The organism is Rhodococcus sp. 06-1460-1B (assembly GCF_002258475.1).
GTDB lineage: Bacteria > Actinomycetota > Actinomycetes > Mycobacteriales > Mycobacteriaceae > Rhodococcoides > Rhodococcoides fascians.
The window spans coordinates 42,078-61,728 of the sequence record NZ_NOYS01000026.1; the positions used below are offsets into that span (position 1 = coordinate 42,078).

General features: G+C 64.8%; 18 protein-coding genes. 4 read left to right on the forward strand and 14 right to left on the reverse strand.

What is annotated here, in order from left to right; genetic code table 11:
• Positions 1–10: 10 nt before the first annotated feature.
• From CH268_RS14665 to CH268_RS14680, 4 genes are read right to left on the reverse strand one after another with little or no spacing between them, the layout of a single operon-like run.
• Positions 11–2,068: an FUSC family protein gene (locus CH268_RS14665; RefSeq protein WP_094664828.1), complete on the reverse strand. Its 2,058-nt coding sequence runs from the start codon at positions 2,066–2,068 to the stop codon at positions 11–13.
• A 21-nt stretch (positions 2,069–2,089) separates the two neighbouring features.
• A complete protein-coding gene (locus CH268_RS14670; RefSeq protein WP_094664830.1) occupies positions 2,090–3,418 on the reverse strand; it encodes a GAF domain-containing protein in 1,329 nt (442 codons plus the stop codon).
• A gap of 44 nt (positions 3,419–3,462) precedes the next feature.
• Positions 3,463–4,230 carry an acetoin reductase gene (locus CH268_RS14675; protein ID WP_094664832.1) on the reverse strand — a complete coding sequence of 256 codons (768 nt, stop codon included), beginning with the start codon at positions 4,228–4,230 and terminating at the stop codon, positions 3,463–3,465.
• On the reverse strand, positions 4,227–5,285 hold the full coding sequence (locus CH268_RS14680) for a 2,3-butanediol dehydrogenase (RefSeq protein ID WP_094664834.1): 1,059 nt from the start codon (positions 5,283–5,285) through the stop codon (positions 4,227–4,229). Before CH268_RS14680 ends, CH268_RS14675 begins: the two co-directional genes overlap by 4 nt.
• A gap of 180 nt (positions 5,286–5,465) precedes the next feature.
• On the opposite strand from CH268_RS14680, the gene CH268_RS14685 reads away from it, so the two are divergent.
• Complete coding sequence (locus CH268_RS14685) at positions 5,466–6,605, forward strand: hypothetical protein (protein ID WP_094664836.1); 1,140 nt, start codon at positions 5,466–5,468, stop codon at positions 6,603–6,605.
• Here CH268_RS14685 and CH268_RS14690 read toward each other — a convergent pair.
• Entirely contained in the window at positions 6,581–7,369 is a 789-nt protein-coding gene (locus tag CH268_RS14690; RefSeq protein ID WP_094664838.1) for a hypothetical protein, read from the reverse strand. The genes CH268_RS14685 and CH268_RS14690 overlap by 25 nt on opposite strands.
• Positions 7,370–7,499: 130 nt before the next feature.
• Between CH268_RS14690 and CH268_RS14695 the strand changes: the two genes are divergently transcribed.
• On the forward strand, positions 7,500–9,341 hold the full coding sequence (locus CH268_RS14695) for a flavin-containing monooxygenase (RefSeq protein ID WP_032382166.1): 1,842 nt from the start codon (positions 7,500–7,502) through the stop codon (positions 9,339–9,341).
• A 53-nt stretch (positions 9,342–9,394) separates the two neighbouring features.
• Here the strand turns inward: CH268_RS14695 and CH268_RS14700 are convergent, their stop codons facing one another.
• From CH268_RS14700 to CH268_RS14720, 5 genes are all read right to left on the reverse strand, one after another.
• Positions 9,395–10,756: an NAD(P)/FAD-dependent oxidoreductase gene (locus CH268_RS14700; RefSeq protein ID WP_094664919.1), complete on the reverse strand. Its 1,362-nt coding sequence runs from the start codon at positions 10,754–10,756 to the stop codon at positions 9,395–9,397.
• A 63-nt stretch (positions 10,757–10,819) separates the two neighbouring features.
• Positions 10,820–11,824 carry an aldo/keto reductase family protein gene (locus tag CH268_RS14705; protein WP_032369362.1) on the reverse strand — a complete coding sequence of 335 codons (1,005 nt, stop codon included), beginning with the start codon at positions 11,822–11,824 and terminating at the stop codon, positions 10,820–10,822.
• Between the two features lie 23 nt (positions 11,825–11,847).
• Entirely contained in the window at positions 11,848–13,086 is a 1,239-nt protein-coding gene (locus tag CH268_RS14710) for a hypothetical protein (protein ID WP_094664840.1), read from the reverse strand.
• 7 nt (positions 13,087–13,093) lie between these two features.
• Positions 13,094–13,558 carry a MarR family winged helix-turn-helix transcriptional regulator gene (locus tag CH268_RS14715; protein WP_032382162.1) on the reverse strand — a complete coding sequence of 155 codons (465 nt, stop codon included), beginning with the start codon at positions 13,556–13,558 and terminating at the stop codon, positions 13,094–13,096.
• Positions 13,555–14,154: a DJ-1/PfpI family protein gene (locus tag CH268_RS14720; protein WP_094664842.1), complete on the reverse strand. Its 600-nt coding sequence runs from the start codon at positions 14,152–14,154 to the stop codon at positions 13,555–13,557. Before CH268_RS14720 ends, CH268_RS14715 begins: the two co-directional genes overlap by 4 nt.
• A gap of 149 nt (positions 14,155–14,303) precedes the next feature.
• On the opposite strand from CH268_RS14720, the gene CH268_RS14725 reads away from it, so the two are divergent.
• Both CH268_RS14725 and CH268_RS28455 read left to right on the forward strand, forming a co-directional pair.
• On the forward strand, positions 14,304–14,660 hold the full coding sequence (locus CH268_RS14725) for an ArsR/SmtB family transcription factor (RefSeq protein WP_032364507.1): 357 nt from the start codon (positions 14,304–14,306) through the stop codon (positions 14,658–14,660).
• Positions 14,657–15,685 carry a TIGR03086 family metal-binding protein gene (locus CH268_RS28455; RefSeq protein ID WP_094664844.1) on the forward strand — a complete coding sequence of 343 codons (1,029 nt, stop codon included), beginning with the start codon at positions 14,657–14,659 and terminating at the stop codon, positions 15,683–15,685. Before CH268_RS14725 ends, CH268_RS28455 begins: the two co-directional genes overlap by 4 nt.
• Here the strand turns inward: CH268_RS28455 and CH268_RS14735 are convergent.
• The 4 genes from CH268_RS14735 to CH268_RS14750 all read right to left on the reverse strand — a co-directional run bounded on the left by CH268_RS14735 (position 15,682) and on the right by CH268_RS14750 (position 19,639).
• Positions 15,682–16,665, reverse strand: a complete 984-nt coding sequence (locus CH268_RS14735; RefSeq protein ID WP_080733271.1) for an ABC transporter substrate-binding protein — start codon at positions 16,663–16,665, stop codon at positions 15,682–15,684. The two genes, CH268_RS28455 and CH268_RS14735, sit on opposite strands and share 4 nt — an antisense overlap.
• Positions 16,666–16,709: 44 nt before the next feature.
• Positions 16,710–17,855: an acyl-CoA dehydrogenase family protein gene (locus tag CH268_RS14740; protein ID WP_239536539.1), complete on the reverse strand. Its 1,146-nt coding sequence runs from the start codon at positions 17,853–17,855 to the stop codon at positions 16,710–16,712.
• A 62-nt stretch (positions 17,856–17,917) separates the two neighbouring features.
• The gene (locus CH268_RS14745) at positions 17,918–18,745 is read right to left on the reverse strand and encodes an SDR family oxidoreductase (protein ID WP_032382158.1); all 828 of its coding nucleotides are present in this window, start codon (positions 18,743–18,745) and stop codon (positions 17,918–17,920) included.
• Between the two features lie 72 nt (positions 18,746–18,817).
• On the reverse strand, positions 18,818–19,639 hold the full coding sequence (locus CH268_RS14750) for a sulfurtransferase (RefSeq protein ID WP_094664846.1): 822 nt from the start codon (positions 19,637–19,639) through the stop codon (positions 18,818–18,820).
• Positions 19,640–19,651 lie beyond the last annotated feature (12 nt).

Genomic DNA, 19,651 nt, shown 5'->3' on the forward strand with positions numbered 1-19,651 from the left:
CGTGTGAAGGTCAAGCCCGGGTCAGGACGTCCGCGAGCGTCCGATTCATGATGTTCAGCGCCCGCACCGCGACCCGCACCGGGCCGGGCGAGTTCGCGCTGGTGAGCAACACATCCAACACCGTTGTGTCGGTGACCTTCTCGGGCTGGCCCACCCGCTTGCCTGCGATCGCGGCCTCCACGTGCCGGGCGGTGTCCCGCACCAGCGCCGCAGCGTCGCGCAGGGCCTGGGCAGTATCGGCCGAGGGTGCCGTCTCCGGTTCGGCACGCGACGCCAGCACTCCGGCTCGCGCGAGTGCGTGGGCGGATCGGCCGCTGACGGTCAGCACCCGCAGTAATCGCTTCGCCCCTCGCCGGCTGCGGGTCGTCGGCCCGAGCACGAGCGGCTTCCCCGCCGTCACGACCTCCTTCAGCGCATTGTCGAGCGTGCGCGTCGACGCCACCAGGTCGGTGGCATTTCCCGGAGTGATCACCGATTCGACGCTGGTGTCGATCAGGGCGTCCAGTTGGTCGAGATACGTATCGACCTTGTCCACCAATGTCTTTCGTGTTCCGGTCGAGAAGATGAAGTAGGCGGACACAATACCGACGGCTCCGCCGACTGCAGTCTCGATGATCCGTAGTTCGAGAACTTCGATGCTGAACGTGCCGAGCAGCCCGTAGAGCATCGCGAGCAGGATGGTGACGAAGAACGACAGCAGCGCATACGCGACGGTCACCAGGTAGAACGCGAAGAACACACAGACGACGATGAGCACCAGCTGAACGGATTGGTGATTGCCGACGAGTGCCGCGATCACCACTCCCGCAAGCACTCCCGCCATCGTGCCGAGGATGCGTTGACCGGCTCTGGTCAGAATCTCGCCGCGCGTCGACGCCCCGGTGAACACCAGGAACGCCGTCAGCACGGCCCAGTACCAGCGGTCCGGCGAAACCAACTCCCCCAATACCGTTGCCGCGCTGGTCGCGACAGCAACCTGGATTGCCGCCTTGGTGCTGGGGTTCAGGCCGGCAGGCTCGTCCTTGTCCGCCGGCTCGAGAGCAGCCTGTCGAGGGCTCGACGTGACAGCCACCGCGTTGGTGGTGATGTGATGAATGGCGATGTGTGCCTGCACCGCTCGTTGCGCGGACACCGTCGCGATACCGGCGGGGGTCGACGGGTCGGCGCGCTCGGCCGCCGTGGCGGCCAACCGTCGGGCGGCCTTGAGTTGCTCGGCGGACGGGGCGTTCTGCAAGCACGATCCCAGTGCGGTAGTCGCTTGCCCCAGTGCGGTCGGCCACGGCTTGGCCGGATCGAGAGCCCACAGTGAGCTGACGAGTTGTTCGGTGGCGATCTGGGCGTCGAACACACGAAGCGACAGGTCGGTACTCGTCACGCTGAGCAGTTGTCCCGCGTCGTGACGGTCGAGCCAGTCGTCGATCATCAGGGCGGTGTTTCCGAGCCGATCGAGCCTGCGCCGCAACAGTTCCAGATCACGGTCCTCACGCGCCGATGCCGCCGCGAGCACCGATTCCGATACCGCTCGCATGGCGTACAGCAGCCGCCGCACCTCCACGATCGGTCGGTCCGGAAAGACCACCGCCCGTACGAACAGAGCGATGAGCACTCCGCCGACGATCGCCGCGATCAGCATCGGCACTTGCCCCGGGGTCGCCTGAAGGAACAACGCGAAGAAGTACGAGATGAACGCGACCATGCCGAGCGCGGTGCCACGGGGTCCGAATCTGCGCACCCATACGGCCGCGAACAACACCGCGATGAATCCGACGTCGGCCACCGCGCCGAGCCGCGAGAGCAGCGCCGCGACCGTCACTGCCGCCGAGGCGGGCAGCACCATCAGGGCGGTGGTGACGAGCCGGCTGTGCTGGTCTTTGTCCTTGACCGACGCCGACGCCTGCATCGCCACCACGGTGCCGAGCATCGCCACGGTGACCGGCTGGCCGATGGCGCGAGTACCGAGCAGCAGGACCACCATCGCGAGCAACACCGTCAGCGTCGTCGCCGAGGCACCGCGCAGCCGTAACTGCCCGGGATCCGACGCGTCGAGGATGCGGGCGAGGCGGTTCATTCCCCGATTCTGCGCTACGGCTCAGCCCCGTGCGGCCCGGATAGCGGGGGCCGACGAATGCGGTAGCAGCCTGTTCATGTCCGCCGGCGTGATCACGTCGACCGTCGCCGACTCGTCCAGCCGGTAGGGCTGAGTGGAGATGATGCCGGCGAGGTGTTTGCGCAGGCGCGACATCTCGGCCCGCACGGTGATCGCGCGGCCGTCGTCGCCGAAGAGGTCGGCAGCCATCTGCGACGCGGTGCGTCCCTGCCGGTGGATGGCCAGCAGGTACAGAATCTCGGCGTGCCGGGGCGTCGGCTCGTGGGTCCACTTCCCCACCTCGCTGCGCACCTCGATACGAGGCTTCTGCGAATCGCGCAGGTCGATGCGAATCGTCGTCGTATTGCCGGACTCCGCGACGAACGAGTCCGCCGAGTCGCCAGGAGTGGAGCCGGCGGAACGCCCATGAGAAGTGGGGCGCACCAGCCATCCACCGGGCAGGGGTTCGAAGTCGCACACGCCGAGGCTCGGCAGCCAGAAGCGTCCCGTCGCGAGGTCCTCGGGCAGCAGGATGCGATTGCGCAGTGCCACCGATTCGACGGCCGCGACCCACCCGTTCGCGTCGACGGCCAGCGCCGGGGACTGCAGGCGCGCCAGCATCGGTGCGGCCACCGAACGCAGTCGATCCAGGGTGGTTCGGTGAATCTCGCGCAGCTGCGATTCCGCCAACCTCGCCACGGCGTCCACCAGGGCGATGGTGGTGGGGTGCACCGTCTTGGCCGGCCCGCTGACGTCGATGGCGCCGAGCACCTGGCCGGTACGCGGATCGCGAATGGGCGCTCCGGCGCAGGTCCACGAATGATGGCTGCGCACATAGTGTTCGGCCGAGAAGATCTGCACAGCGCGGCGTGAGACCAAGGCTGTCCCGATGGCATTGGTGCCCACCGAGTCCTCGGCCCAGTTGGCCCCTTCGACGAATCCGAGGCCGTCGGCGCGGTCGAGCACCGACGTCGATCCGCTGCGCCACAGCACTCGACCGTTCCGATCGGCGACGACGAGAATGTTGTCGCCGTCCTGCACCACCGATTCCAAGCCACGGGCGAGGTCGTCCAGAATGTCGAACAACCCCGATTCCCGTCGACTGAACTCGAGATCGGACGCGTCCATCTGTCTCTCGGCAGGATTGCCCAGTTCCGGGTCGATACCGAGGGTCTGCAACCGCCGCCAGGAGTCACCGATGACCTCGCGGGGACGCGCGGGAGACTTCCCGCCGGTCATGGTCGCGTCGTACACGGCAGTGAGAATCTGCGCGTAGCGGCGCGGGTCTTCGCCGGCCGCCAGCGCAGGTTCAGGGCCTGTCGACTGCGTCATCGCTGTCAATTGTGCTCCAGCTCACAAAGCGGATTCATGCGGGGTCACCGGTAGACCAAACCACCATCGATCAACGGTGCCTGGCCGGTCATGTAATCCGAGTCGGGTCCGGCGAGATACGACACGAACGCGGCGACGTCCTCGGGAGTCTGCGCCCGACCGAGAGCGATACCGCCGACGAACTTGTCGTAGGTCTCGCCTTCCGCGGCACCGGTCAGCTCGGCGAAGCGCTTGTCGATGGTCACCCACATGTCGGTGCCGACAACGCCGGGGCAGTACGCGTTGACGGTGATGCCGTCCGAGGCGTACTCCTTGGCCGCAGCCTGGGTCAATGCCCGGACTGCGAATTTCGTTGCGCTGTAGACCCCGAGCATCGCGAAACCGTCGTGGCCTGCGATCGAGGAAGCGTTGATGATCTTGCCCTTCTGGCCGAGCGCCTTGAATGTGGCTGCCGCAGCTTGAATTCCCCATAGCACCCCGTCGACGTTGACGGCCCAGATCTTCTTCGTGTCTTCCGGGCGGACGTCGTCGAGCGGCGCGACCTGTGCGATACCGGCATTGTTGACGATGACGTCGAAGCCGCCGAGCGCTTGACGGGTATGTTCGACGGCCGCGAACACTTGATCGCGATCACTGACGTCGGCGACGAATGTCGTTGCCTTCGAGCCTGTTCGACGCACCTCGTCGGCCACGTCGGCGATCTTGTCCTCGGCCAGGTCGACCAGCGCGATGTCGTGCCCGTCGTTGGCCAACCGCAACGCGATCGCCCGTCCGATGCCCTGACCGGCCCCTGTGACCAACACCGCGCTCATGCGGGTGCACCCGTCGAGGGGTCGACCAGAACCTTCATCTTGGTGCCTGCGTGCAGCGCCTCGAATCCGTCGTCGATGACGCCGTCGAGCGTGATCTTGTCCACCCAGCCCGTCGTGTCGTAGTGGCCCTGGCTCATCAGATCGATGACGGCCTCGTAGTCGGCGGAGGTGTAGCAGAGCGATCCCTGGATGCGGGATTCGTTCATGACAAGCTTCTGCAGCGGTGTGGTGAGCGGCTTTTCGTAGATCGCGACGCTGACGAGCGGTTTGCGGGCACCGATGCAGCCCAGCGCGGTCTCGACGGCCGGTTGCACACCGGCCGCGTCGTAGATGGCGTCGGCCCCGTTGCCGTCGGTCAGATCGGCGATGAAGGCGGGCACGTCCACTGCCGTCGGGTCGAGGGTCTTGGCACCGAGCGCTTCGATCGAGGCGCGACGCGTCGGCGACGGTTCGACGACGTAGACGTTGTCGAGTCCCTTACCGCGCAACGCGAACCACAGGCCGATGCCGATGGGGCCGGCTCCGAACACCATCGCGGTGTCCTCGGGCTTCGGATCCCCCAGTGTCGCAGCGTGATAGGCAACCGACATCGGTTCGACGAGGGCACCGAGTTCGAGAGAGACGTTGTCGGGTAGGGCGTGAATCATGTCCGTGGGGACCACGGTGAATTCGGCCATTCCGCCGTCGGACATCAGTCCGTGGAAGCCGATCTGCGCGCAGATGTTGTAGTTACCTGCCCGGCAGGGTCCGCAGTGTCCACAGCGGTAGAGCGGTTCGATGGCAACGCGATCGCCGACCGAGATGCCGGTGACACCCGTGCCGAGCTCGGTGACCGTGCCCGAGAACTCGTGTCCGAGCACCAGGGGCATTTCCTGGCCGGTCAGCGGATGCGGCGAGGTGGGGATGAAGATGGGGCCGGCGTAGTACTCGTGTAGGTCGGTTCCGCAGATTCCGTTGAACCCGACCTTGACCTTGACCTGCCCCGCACCGGGATTCGGCTCGGGTACGTCGGTGATCTCCACCTTGTTCGGGCCGTAATACACAGCTGCACGCATCGGTTCTCACTCCTGACTGAATTGGATGCACACAGGTTTATGTGACGACGACCACTTTCGACAGGGTTGCAGTGCGTTGCATCGAATCGGCCACACTGCAACCTCCCGCAACCCTGACGGTGGGCTGTGATTCAGCTCATAGTGACGGCGACCCTGTCGACCCACCGAGAAGAGACCCCCATGACCGCAACCGCAGACCGACCCCTCGACGAGCCGAAAACGGCGTCAGCACAGGGCAACTGGCTCATATTCGGACTGGCCAACCTCGCCGTGGTCACGGCCGTGTCGCTGGCGACCTGGTATCTGTTGGCCGATCCCACCACCAGTCCCTGGAACTTCTATCCCCTGCCGTTCAACGCCGCGCTGTTCTGGGCCATTCTCTTCATCGTGTTCATCGGATTCGATTGTGAATTCGCCGGATTCGACTCTCTGAAGCAACCGATGCGCGGGCTCGCGATCCTGACTTCGACGGCGGTGTTCGCCGTTGCCGTCACCTGGATCCTCGGCAGCGGCCTCGGGGCGTTGTACCCGGACTTCGCCGGTTCTCGTGACGGCGGGCTCGGCTACTTCGCCGGAGCGCTGTTCGTGCTGTTCGGATTCGGAACCTGGGTCATGGTGGTCCTCAACTGGCAACACTGGCCGTGGACCGTGCTGCGCATGAAGCAACCGCTGATCGGGCTGTGCGAGATCGCATTCGTCGCCGTCCCGACCCTCGCGTTGTACTTCATGTTCGGACTGCCGTCGGTCTCGCTCTCGGCCACCGATCCCCTGATGTCCGTGGACACCGCACTCGGCTGGTTCTACTCGATCGTCGTCTCGGTGATTCTGACCGGCCAGACCCTGGACAACTGGCCCTGGAAATTGGCTGGCGGCGGCGGACGGACCGCACTGGCGGCCACCGTCGGCAACGCTGCGCTCGGCACGGCGATCTACTTCCTGATGGTTCCGCTCGCGAAGCTACTCGTCGGCTCGGAAGCCACCGCAGAACTCGGAACGGTCATCAACCAGTTCCCGGCACAGATCGGAGTCTGCTGGGCATTCTGGATGATCTTTTGGGCGAACGGCTTCGGTGATCGCTTCCCGGCGGCGGGACGCGCAGTACTGACTTTCGCGCTGGCCATCGGCACGTTCCTGGCCTACTACTACGTTCTTGCCGAGCACGTGCTCCACGAACCCGTCGTCGCGGCCGGCATCTCCGGCAACGCACTGGGCTTCGTCGACTGGCTGGTCCTGTGGACATTGATCTACGTCGTCGGATTCCAGTCGTTGGGGTTGAACAAGCTCTCGCAGCCCGATCAGTCGCTCAGCGCAGGACACTGAAATGTCAGTGCGGCTCTGATGAATTCGACCCGATCCCGTTCGATCTGCAGCAGGTGTCCATCGGTTTCGCTCTCCAGTCGCGCAATGATGTCCCGTAGTTCGATGACGTCATGTCGGGCGATTCGTCGGTTCTCCGGCAGTTCGCCGGGTTCCTCGGGGGAGGCAAGGAAGTCGAGGCGGTCCTTCAGCGAGTTCTGGTGCATCGCCCTCATGAAGTCGACCTTGCCTGCAGCGTTGTCCTCGAATCCGGCCAGTTTCTCATCGGCCCTGGCGAGGTAGTCGGTGGTGTTGCCCGACATCTCCATATCGGTGCAGAGTCGACGACCCAGGCCGCGCAAGAACCCTGGAGTCGACATCGCCGCCTCGAACTCTCCGGACGACAGGCCCGCCTTCCAGTCGAATTCGAGACTGCAGGTGGCTGCAGCGAAAGCTGCGTCTCCGCCGACAGGTGTGTTGGCGTACAGCAATGCAGTCTTGCTGCCACCGGGAACGAACGCGCTCAGGCGGCGTGCGTCCATGGGGTCGTCGGGCTGCTTGTTACGCCAGTAGAACTCTTCCTCCAACGCCGTACGCACCTGTCCCCGCACGCGCAGATACGGCGTGAGGAGCAATGCGTCACCCATGACGGCCAGCGTCGAGTTCTCGCCGACGGAGTCGATGCACGGGACCGCCGGCGACCGGGCACCGGTGTCGACGGTAGGCGACGCCGACGAGCACCCGGTCACGACGACCAGCACCAGAGCAGCGGTAAGACGACGAATCATGTTTCCCCCGGAAATTTCTCGAACTGTAGCGCTCACCGTGAAGTGCAACCCCCTGCAACTCTCGACCCCCTGGCCCGACAGGAGTGTGCTGGGTCACATACACGGCACCTCTTCATCGCAAGGAGTTTTCATGACCCAGACCATCGAGCCCGACTCGATCACCCGCACGCACACCCCGCAGGAACGGGTCGACGCCTGGTTGTCGAAGTTCGAGGACGCCCTGGTCGCCCGGGATATTCCTCGTGTTGCCGGCATGTTCGCCGTCAGCAGCTTCTGGCGCGATCTCGTCACGTTCACCTGGAACCTCAAGACGGTCGAGGGCCGGGACGGCGTCGCCGACATGCTCGGTGAAAGGCTCGCCGATACCGACCCGACGGGATTTCACACCACCGAGACCCCCGACGAAGCAGACGGCGTCGTCTCGGCGTGGATCGCATTCGAGACGGCGACGAGCCGCGGCAAGGGACATCTGCGTTTGACGACGGACGCCGAGACCGGTGACGACGTGGCGTGGACGCTGCTGACGACGATGCAGGAGCTCAAGGGATACGAGGAGCGGCAGGGCAAGTCCCGAATCAAGGGTGCCGTGCACGGCTCGAATGCCGATACCCAGAACTGGGCCGAGAAGAAGGAGATGGAGGAGAAGGAGCTCGGCTACAGCGTTCAGCCGTACGTCCTCGTCGTCGGCGGCGGGCAGGGCGGCATCGCCCTCGGTGCTCGGTTCCGTCAACTCGGCGTCCCGGCGATCGTCGTCGACCGTGCCGAGCGCCCCGGAGATCAGTGGCGTGGCCGATACAAGTCACTGTGCCTGCACGACCCGGTCTGGTACGACCATCTGCCCTACCTGCCGTTCCCGCCGAACTGGCCGGTGTTCGCGCCGAAGGACAAGATCGGCGACTGGCTCGAGATGTACACCAAGGTCATGGAGGTTCCGTACTGGAGCAAGACGACCGCGAAGTCCGCGACCTACGACGAGACCGCGAAGGAGTGGACCGTCGTCGTCGACCGCGACGGCGAGGAAGTGATCCTGCGGCCCAAGCAGTTGGTGATGGCCACCGGGATGTCCGGCAAGAAGAACGTGCCGAACTTCCCCGGCATGGACGAGTTCGAGGGCGAGCAGCACCATTCCAGCGAACACCCCGGTCCCGACGCTTACGTCGGCAAGCGCGTGGTGGTCGTCGGTTCCAACAACTCGGCGCACGACATCTGCAAGGCGCTGTACGAGACGGGCGTCGACGTCACGATGCTGCAGCGCTCGTCCACGCACATCGTCAAGTCGGATTCGTTGTGCGAGATCGCTCTCGGCGATCTGTACTCCGAGCGCGCGGTGGAGTCCGGAATGACCACGGCCAAAGCCGATCTCACGTTCGCGTCGCTGCCGTACCGGATCATGCACGAGTTCCAGATCCCGGTGTATCAGCAGATCGCAGAGCAGGACAAGGATTTCTACGATCGCCTCGAGAAGGCAGGCTTCCAGCACGACTTCGGTGACGACGGTTCCGGCCTGTTCATGAAGTACCTGCGCCGCGGCTCGGGCTACTACATCGACGTCGGCGCATCCGAGCTCGTCGCGGACGGCAAGATCAAACTCGTTGCCGGGCAGGTGGAGCGGATCAGCAAGACCGGCGTCGTACTCGAGGACGGGACCGAACTACCGGCGGACCTCATCGTCTACGCCACCGGATACGGCTCGATGAACGGCTGGGTCGCCGATCTCATCGACCAGGAGACCGCCGACAAGGTGGGCAAGTGCTGGGGTCTGGGCTCGGACACCACCAAGGATCCCGGTCCGTGGGAGGGCGAACAGCGAAACATGTGGAAGCCGACGCAGCAGGAGAACTTCTGGTTCCACGGCGGCAATCTGCATCAGTCACGCCACTATTCGCTGTACCTGGCGCTGCAGATCAAGGCGCGCTACGAGGGCATCGACACCCCGGTCTACGGGCTGCAGGAGGTGCATCACCTTCGGTGACGGTCGTGCGCGGAAACTCGTAGTGGGCTACGAGTTTCCGCGCACATGGCTGTCTAGTCGTACACGCCGGTCCCCTGCGCCTTGGCGATCAACGCATCCTCGGAGCGCACCTGATCGAGGTTGACCACGCGGGTGGACAGCACCGTCGAGTACAGCCAATCAGTGGCCACGCGCACCCGGGCGGAGGCGGTGGGCAGGGCATAAAGGTGATAACCGCGGGCGACGAACTTCGCGACGGCTCCGGTGAGGGGCACGCCCAACGGCTTTGCCACACCGTCGAATCCGCCCAGGTCGGCGACCAGTCCCAGATCCTTGTGTCGGTACGGTCGAGCAGTACCGACACCGAGGGACGCGGCGACGTTCTTGGCCACCGCTGTGCCCTGCCGCTGCGCGTGCTGCGCGGTGGGCGGCGTCGGCTTCGACGGGTCGGCGGCGATATCGGGCACCGCGGCCGCGTCACCGATGGCCCAGACGTCGTCCACGCCGGGGACCGTGAGGTCGGGGTTGACCACAAGCCGGCCCTTTTCGGTCGGCAAATCGAGTTGCGCGATGAGGGGGCTCGCAGCCACGCCCGCTCCCCACACCAGGGTGCGTGTCGGTACGACGTCGCCGTCCGTCAGCGTCACCGCGTTCGCCGTGGCCGATTCCACCGACACCCCGAGACGCACCTCGACGCCGCGAGCCGCGAGGACTTCCATTGCTTCCTTGCCGAGTCGCTCGCCCAGTTCCGGCAGCACCGCCGGCGCGAGGTCGATGAGCAACCACCGAATGTCCGACGGGTCGACCGTCGCCCACCGGGTAGCGATACCGTGAATCCAATTCTGCATCTGCGCAACGAATTCGGTGCCCGTATAGCCGGCTCCCACAGCGACGACGGTGAGCCGTTCCTTGCGTTCGGCGCGGCCCTCCGGCGTGTCGGGCAGTTCGTCGGCTGCATCCAACTGCTTCAACACGTGGTTGCGAATGAACACTGCTTCGCTCAGGGTCTTGAGACCGTGTGCGTGCTCGGCGACACCGGGGATGTCGAACTGCCTCGTCACCGAACCCGGGGCCAGAATCAGCTTGTCCCAGGCCAGGTCCGAATCACCGTCGGGACCGGCGACGCGAACGCGTCGATTCTCGAAGTCGACGGACGTGACGTGTCCCAGCACCAACTTGGTGCGCCGCAACGTCTGTCGTGTCGACACCGCGATGTCCCGCGGATCAAGCACGCCGGTCGCCACCTCGGGCAGCAACGGGCTGTAGAGCAGGTAGTCGTTGGGCGCAACCAGGGTAAACGAGGCGCGGTCCGGGCCCAACAGCTTCTGCATCTTGCGCAGTGCGTAGAAGCCGCCGAACCCGCCGCCGACCACCACCACCCGGGCTGGGGATGCGGGAGCCGGGGCGGTGCTGCGATTACGGAGTGGTGAGCGCATGGTCCACATTAACGCCGAGTACCGCAGCTCCGCCCCGTCAAACGTGGACCGGTCGACGAATTTCTAGACCAACCGGGCTTCCGGGGAGCCGGTCTTGCCCGCATCACGCTCGACCGAATCGCCGAGGGCTTCGTCGATCTTGGCGAGTACATCCGCGTCCAGGGTGACCTCGGACGCCTTGATGTTCTCGGCGATCTGCTCGGGACGCGATGCCCCGACCAGCGCGGCGGAAATGTTGTCGTTGGCCAGAACCCAGGCAACGGCCAACTGCGCCATGGTGATTCCGAGATCGTCGGCGATCGGCTTGAGTGCCTGCACCCGGGTGAGCGTCTGATCGTCGAGGTAGCGCGCGATCATCTTGTCGCCGCCCTTGTCGTCCTTGGCGCGCGAGCCGTCGGGCAGCGGTTGTCCGGGTAGGTACTTGCCGGTGAGCACGCCCTGAGCGATGGGTGACCAGACGATCTGCGAGATGCCCAGTTCCTTGGACGTCGGGATCACCTGATCCTCGATGACGCGCCACAAGGCCGAGTACTGCGGCTGGTTCGAGATGATCGAGAACCCGTTCTGCCGTGCCAGTTCCTGGCCGGCGCGGAGCTGATCTGCCGTCCACTCCGAGACGCCGATGTAGAGGGCCTTGCCCTGACGGACGACGTCGCCGAACGCGGCGATGGTCTCTTCGAGCGGGGTCTCGACGTCGTAGCGGTGGGCCTGGTAGAGATCGACGTAGTCGGTACCGAGCCGACGCAGCGAGGCATCGATGCCTTCGAAGATGTGTTTGCGAGAGAGTCCGGTGTCGTTGGGACCCTTGGGTCCGACGGGGAAGTAGACCTTGGTGAAGATCTCCAGCGATTCGCGGCGCTCGCCCTTCAATGCGTCACCGAGGACCGTTTCCGCAGCCCCGTTGGCGTAGACATCGGCGGTATCGAATGTGGTGATGCCTGCATCGAGAGCCGCACGCACGCACTGGGTCGCGATGTCGTTCTCCACCTGCGAACCATGGGTCAACCAATTGCCGTAGGTGATCTCCGAAATCTTCAGTCCACTGTTTCCGAGGTATCTGTAAGCCATGTAAGAAAACGGTACTCCGGTGTTCAATTCACAAGTGGCCGACGACCGAGGAACCGCGTCCCGACGCCTGCGAGGACCACCGTCGCCACTGCCCCGCCCGTCGAGAGCCACAGCTCGGCACTGGGCCACGTCGAGTGGTGGAGGGCGGATGTGAGCGGCGTGTACGCCGTCCAACCGTAGGTGACGACCATCGGCACCGTGATCGCCACCGGTACCGCGAGGCCGATGGTCAAGGGCGTGGGGGTCGAGGGCGTGCACGCCACGTAAAGATAGGCCGCAGCAGCCGGGAAGATCACCAGACTTGCCGCGTAGTGCACGTTGTCCCACGGGGGGCGCTCGAACAGCGCGGTCGTACACACCACCGCCAGGGTCGCGAAGCCGACGATCGGTCGACCCCAGCGCAGCCCGAGTGCCGCGCCCACTGTCACCGCAACTGCCGTGATTGCCACGAGCCCGAGCACCCAGATACCGTCCGACACATCGATGCCCACCCCAGCGGTGGTGGTCGAGGTGAGCAACACGGCTGTCCCGGCGAGCACAAGTATGCCTCCGCGACCCGGTAGCAGAGCGGCAGCACCGAACAACACTGGTACGACGACGAGGCCGAAGTACCAGCTTCCACCGAAGCCGTCTTCAGCTCGAAACAGCATCTGCACGAACAACATATTGAGCAGCAAGCCACCGATCGAGATAAGCAGTATCGCCCCGACCGGTCGGATGCTCCGTTCCGGTGGCGCATGGTCGTCGCTGCGGTCGACACGAGCTGCCGAGGCCACTGCAATTACGACGAGCACGCACAGCACCGGAACGACCACCGTTGGGCCGATATCGGATTCGGTGAGGTAGTCGGCGTAGCGACGCGGGATACTCGGATGCTGCAAGGCCTCGACCGCGCCTGCATTGAGTAGTCCGACGAGGAATGACCCGATCAACAGTGCTTGCCGAGCTCGTACACCGTTCGCCCGTACTGCAATGCATCCCAACAGAACTCCGCCTGCCACCACCTCGGCGAGGTCGGAGGGCATCATCAGGGCCGTCACCCCGGCGCCAATGGCCGCAGCGATGGACAGGCCGGCCAGAATATTGCGCCGACGGACGAGCATAGCCAGACCCGACGCCAGAATCACTGCAACGGCGACTCCCCCTCCGCCGCTGGAGAACACCACACCCCCGACGCTGGTGTCGCCGAAGATATCGACCCCGTCGGATTGCGAGAGCAAACCGGCCAGGAGTCCGGAAAGAACGATCACGAGCGCTGACATCCCCGAATTATGCACGGCCACCACGGTAGGCGCGGGATGCCGCAACAATCTTCTCCAAAGTCTGTGCAAAAGAACGCAATTCGTCCTCACCCACCGCGGCACCCACCGCGTCCGACCACGCGTGTTGAGCATCTCGCAGAGCGGCTACGGTCTCGCGTCCCTTCGGGGTGGGCTCGAGGAGCTTCGCTCGCTTGTGGTTCGGATTCTCGATGTAGACGGCCCAGCCCCTGTCCACCAACAGGTTTGCGGTTCGTTGCACACTTTGCCGCGCCAAACCCAGACCGACGCGTCGCGCTATATCGGCCACCGAGAGCGGCTCGTCGAGAGTGGCCCCGAGAACCTGCCACCAGGCCGGCGTCAATCCTGTCGGTTCGGTGATGTCCTGTGCGGCAGCCAGGAATTCGCCGTTGAGCTCGAAGACCGGCAGGACCACCTCGGTGAGCGCATCTCCCTCCGGCGTTCGTCGGCTCATGCGCCCGTCAGCTGGTCGTAAAATCTGCGCTCCCCCGTCGTGTAGAGCCCGTACCATGCGTCGATGATGGGCTGCGGGAACACGTCCAGGCGCTCGAACACCAGCTTGGCGAACTCGATCGGTGCAGTCGCTCCGGCGGTGATGACGGTGCCGTCGGACACTGCCTTCTCCTCACGGTAATGCTCCGCTCCGCGGTATTCCGCAGCCTGAGTGAGGAATTCGGCCGCATTCGAGGTATGCGGCCGGTCGTCGAGCAGGCCGGTCCGAGCCAGCCCGTAGGTTGCCCCGCAGATTGCTGCGACCGGGGTGCCCGCTGCAACGAGTTCGGCGGCCAACTTCAACGCTGCCTCGTTGGCGGATTCCCACGTGCCGGCACCGGGCAGAATCAGCGCGTCGACGGACGGAAGATCGGCCAACGCAACGTCGGGGGTAATCCTCAGGCCGCCCATCGTCGTCACCGCCTCCCCCGATTCCGATGCGACGAGCAACCGGTTGGCGTCGGGATTCTGCTCGCGGGCCATCGCGAGCCCGGCGATGAGGTAGCCGTACTCCCAATCGGCCATGGTGTCGGTGGCATACAGCGCAACGGTGATCACGGAACGGTCCTCACGTCGATTGACAGGATGCTGTCAATATTGCGCGCATGACAGCAGGCTGTCAACCCTTCTGCGATCCTTGTAAACCAATTGGTTGACTACACAGCTCGAGGGGCATATCTTTACTGCATTCGAGGAGGTAAGTGACCATGGACGACCGGATCGAGCAGCTCAATCGAACCTTTGCAGCGTTGGCGGACCCCACCCGGCGTGACATGGTTGCTCGGCTTGCGGGTGCCGACGCCAACGTCAGCGAACTGGCCGAGCCGTACGACATGAGTCTGCAGGCAGTCTCCAAGCACGTGAAGGTGCTCGAGGACGCCGGGCTGGTGACGCGCAGCAAAGACGCCCAGCGCAGACCGGTGCACTTGGATGCGGAGGTGTTCGGCCTTATGGCGAAGTGGATCGAGCGTTATCGCCAGGAGGCCGAGCAGCGCTACCGCCGACTCGACGACCTGCTGGATCACGTTGTAACACAAGACGACTCTCAGAAGGACGTGTCATGACCGAGCACGAAACCGAGATAGTAGCGGACGACAAAGTACCCACAATCGAGATCATCCGGCAGTTCGACGCGTCGCCCGAGCAGGTGTTCCGCGCACACGTCGACCCCGATCTGTATCGGCAGTGGGTGGGCCCGCGGTCGGTGACGACGCGAATCATCGCGTGGGACGCGCGAACCGGCGGTGCATGGTCGTTCGCGAACGACCGCGACGGCGAAGAGATCGCGTCGTTCTTCGGCAGCTTCCACGAGGTTCGCGCGAACGAGCGGATCGTGTGGACCTTCACCTACGAAGGCGATCCGGATTCGGTCGCCCTCGAGACAATGGCTTTCGAGGCCCGCGACAACGGCGGCACGCGATTGAGGGTGCTGAGCGTGCTGTCCGACTTCGCAACCCGAGACGGGATGCTCTCCAGCGGAATGGATGTCGGAGTCAGGGAGGGCTACGAGAAACTCGATGCACTGTTGACGGGACCCGCTGCACAGCATGCACGGGACGCCGCCGCGTTCACGGCGTTGGTCGAATCCGTTTCCGGGGACGCGTGGTCTCGGCCCAGTCCGGTACCGGAGTGGAACGCGCTGGGTGTCGTCGAACACCTCGTCGGTTGGTCACGTGGTTTCCTCGGCGGTGTCGAGGGTGTCGAGCTCACCGAACTCGACGTGACGCGCGACCCTGCCGCCGCGTGGGCGCGACACGCCGCCGACATCCAAGCCATCCTCGACGCCCCCGCGGGCCGCATCCTGAGCAATCCGCACATCGGCGACATGCCGGTCGAAGACGCGATCGACCGGTTCTATACCGCTGATGTGTGGATGCACACCTGGGACTTGGCCAAAGCCCTGGGACGCGATCCCGATCTCGGCGAAGAGCGTTGCGCCGCAGCGCTGATCGCCATGAAACCGATGGACCGCGTACTCCGCGAGAGCGGGCAGTTCGGCCCCGCCGTCGACGTCGACGACAACGCATCCGCCCAGGACAGGTTGATGGCCTTCATCGGACGCGACCCGTCCTGGTCACCCGAGAGTTAGGTACCCACAGCCTCGAGCTGCGGACGAATCTTGTTCAGCGAGAACTCGACCGACGCTTTCGATGGTGTATTGAATCCCACCACCGTCGCGTAGTCGACGACGGCAACTCCGCCGCCGGTCGCCGCGGGCAGGCTGGTGAACCCCGGAAGTTGTTCGAGGTCTTCGCGCGTGCCGCCGTTGGGGAGAATGACCACGAGGTCTGCGGTGAGAACGTCCAGCCGTTCGGGGCTCAGCACGATCCGGCCGTGAGAGATGTCGGGCGAGTTCACCAAATCCTGCGGGACGTCGAGTCCGATGCTGTCGAAGACCTTCGCGGCACCGTCCTCCGGGTCGGCGACGACCGCAAGCTGCTGACTGTCGAAAACGAACTGCGACAACACAGCCGACTTACCGTCGAGCGCCGGGTACTGCTGACGGATGCCATCGGTTACGGCATGCCCCTCGTCGATGATGCTCTGTGCATCGTCCTCGCGATCGAGCACCCGCCCGAGCGTCTCGATCTGCGATTCCCACGTCTCGACCTTCTCCGCCTTCGGAAATATCGTGGGCGCGACGTCGGACAAGCTCTTGTACGGCTCTATCGACGGTATCCCCGACAGCAGGATCAGGTCGGGCTGTAGCGCCGCGATCTGCTCGGTCGGCACCGAAGCCCCCATCTGATCGACGGCGGCCGAGTCGAGCATCTGGGCATCCGTATCCACTGCGGACTGCCAGGGGTAGAGCCCGCGTTCGTCGCCGTTCGATCCGGCGGAGACATACCCGACGGGTTGCACGTCGAATTCGAGCAGCGCGTCCACCCACTGCTGCCCGAATGCGACGATGCGCTGTGGCGTTCCCGTGATCTGCGTGGGTCCGGCGAGTGTGTCGACGGTGACGCTGCGGGTGTCGGAGCCGGCGTCGTCAGCGGTGTTACTGCTGCACGATGCCAGCGTCAGGGCCGTGGCGACGGCAAAGGCGCACCCCAGGAAGGTCCTTGTCATCGGCAGAAATTAGCACAGCCTTGCCTTCCTGAGGTGAGCTACGTTCACATGTACTTGCGCAGCTCCATCTTCGCGATGGACATCTTGTGCACCTCGTCGGGACCGTCGGCGAGCCGCAGCGTCCGCACGTGTGCGTACATCATCGCCAGCGGGAAGTCGTTGCTGACTCCGCCGCCGCCGTGCACCTGAATGGCGCGGTCGATGATCTTCAGCGCCATCTCGGGCGCAGCGACCTTGATCGCTGCGATCTCGGTGCGCGCTTCCTTGTTTCCGACGGTGTCCATCAGGTACGCGGCCTTGAACGTGAGCAGCCGCGTCTTCTCGATCTCGATGCGTGCCTCGGCGATCCAGTCCTGGATGTTCGCACGCATGGCGACCGGCTTGCCGAAGGTCACCCGTGAAACCGCACGGCGACAAAGTAATTCGAGCGCCCGTTCCGCAACACCGATGGTCCGCATCGCGTGATGGATACGGCCGGGCCCCAGCCGAGCCTGACTGATGGCGAATCCCTCACCCGGCCCCTTCAGCACGTCCTTCGCCGGCACCCGCACGTCCTCGAAGAGAACCTCGGCGTGGCCCTCTCGGTCGACGTAGCCGAAGACGGGCAGGTTGCGCAGCACGGTGACGCCGGGCGCATCGATGGGCACGACGAGCATCGACTGCTGCCGGTGCGTTGCTGCCTCGGGGTCGGTCTTGCCCATGACGATCAGAACCTTGCAGTTCTTGTGCATCGCGTTCGACGTCCACCATTTGCGCCCGTTCAGGATGAAGTCGTCGCCGTCGCGGTCCATCTTCATTGCGATGTTGGTGGCATCGGAACTGGCGACGTCGGGCTCGGTCATCGCGAAGGCCGAACGAATCTTACCGTCCAGCAACGGCTTCAGGTACTTCTCTTTGTGCTCGTCGGTACCGAAGAGGGTGAACACCTCCATGTTGCCGGTATCGGGTGCGTTGCAGTTGCATGCCTCGGGGGCGAGCAGGCTGCGGCCCATGATCTCGGCCAGCGGAGCGTATTCGAGGTTGGTCAGGCCGGGGCCCCACTCGGGGTGCGGGTGGAACAGATTCCACAGTCCACGCGAGCGCGCTTCCTTCTTCAGGTCCTCGAGAATCGGGGGATGGAAGTGCGGGTCACCGGCTTCGAGCATCTGTTGCTCGTACACCGCCTCCGCCGGATAGACGTGAGAGTCCATGAACTCCAACAGATCCGACTCGTACTTCTTTGCGCGGTCGCTGGTCTCGAAAAATGCCACGTTCAGTTCCCCTGTTGGTTGTCGAGCAAGCTGTCCTGGTAGCGGCGCATGCCGCGCAACCACCGGTCGTAATCGGCACCTTTGTTGCGGTACATGTCCAGTACGTTCTCGTGGGGCAGGATCAGGAACTGCTCCCGGTCCATCGCGTCGAGCACCACGTCGGCGACGTCGAGCGGCTCGAGCACAGCGCCCGCGCTCAGCACCGCGGCAGTTGCGGCCGCTCCCAAGGCATCTCCCGATTCGCGGCCTTCGTAGAGCAGCTTGGTATTGACGCCCATCGGGCACAGGCAGCTGACGCGAATGCCCCGATTGCCGTAGGTGACGTTGAGCCATTCGGCGAATCCCACCGCGGCATGCTTGGTCGTCGCGTATGTCGCGGAACCGATCTGGGTGAGCAAGCCGGCTGCGGAGGCCGTACTGACGAAGTAGCCCTCACCACGTTCGAGCCAACCCGGCACCAACAGCTGCGCAGCGCGGATGTGTGCGCGCACGTTGACGTCGAAGGACAGGTCCCAGTCCGGTTCGCTGGCGTCGAGCCCGGGGGCACCGCTGATGCCGGCGTTTGCGAAATACAGATCGACCGGACCGAACGACTCTTCGGCGACCGCGATCAGCCGCTCGATATCCCCGATGTCCGACGCGTCGGCCGCGGCAGCGACGGCTGTGCCCGGCCGGTCTCGCTCGATGGCGTCGACCACGGATCGGGCCGTGGACTCGTCGACATCGGAGACGACGACGCGGGCTCCGTGTTCGGTGAGTCTGGCGGCGATGGCTCCGCCGATTCCGCCACCACCTCCGGTGACGATGGCGACCTTGCCTGCAACCTTCATTCCCCAGGTATAGTTGAAGTCAGATTCAAGTTCAACCCTGGTTGAATGAACTGCCAGCTCAGCGCCGGTGTGTCATGCCCTCGGCCGCGTCGGATCGGTGATCCAACCCGACCACGAGCCGGGATACAACGCGGCATCGATACCTGCCAACTCCAGTGCGAGAATCTGATGCGCAGCGGTCACACCCGAGCCGCAGTAGACGGCGACGTCCTTTCCCTTCGGCACGAGTCCACCGAATGCGCCGTCGAGTACCTCCGGGGGCAGGAAGCGCCCGTCGGAATCGACATTGTCGGTCGTCGGCCTGTTGATCGCCCCGGGGATGTGGCCGGCCACAGGATCGACTGGCTCGACCTCGCCGCGGAATCGCTCGGGTGCGCGGGCGTCGAGAAGGACGTTCTCGCGTGCGAAGTCGAGCACGTCCTCGACTTCGAGGACCCGGGCCAGCGGCGGCCGCGCCGTGAACGATCCGGCCGCCACGATCGAGGGCTCGGTACCGACGGAATAGCCCTCGTCGACCCATCGCGCGAACCCGCCGTCGAGGACGCGCACATCCCGGTGACCGAAGTAGCGGAGCAACCACCAGGCCCGCGCAGCCGCAGTTGCCGGCCCCGCGTCGTAGACCACCACCGCGGAATCGTCGCCGACTCCGGCTCCTCGCATCGCCGCAACGAACGTATCCGCGTCGGGCAGCGGATGGCGACCACGATCGTCTGGCGGTGCCGCCAGTTCCGTACCGAGGTCGACGAATTGCGCGGTCGGGATGTGCCCCGCCTCGTAACCTGCTCTGTCGCTACCGTTTTGAAGGGTCCACCGAATGTCCAGGACCACTGGGCCGCGACCCATCTCGAACAGACCGTGCAATTCGGAAGCTGATATCAGCGGCGACTGGCTCATAATGTTTCGACG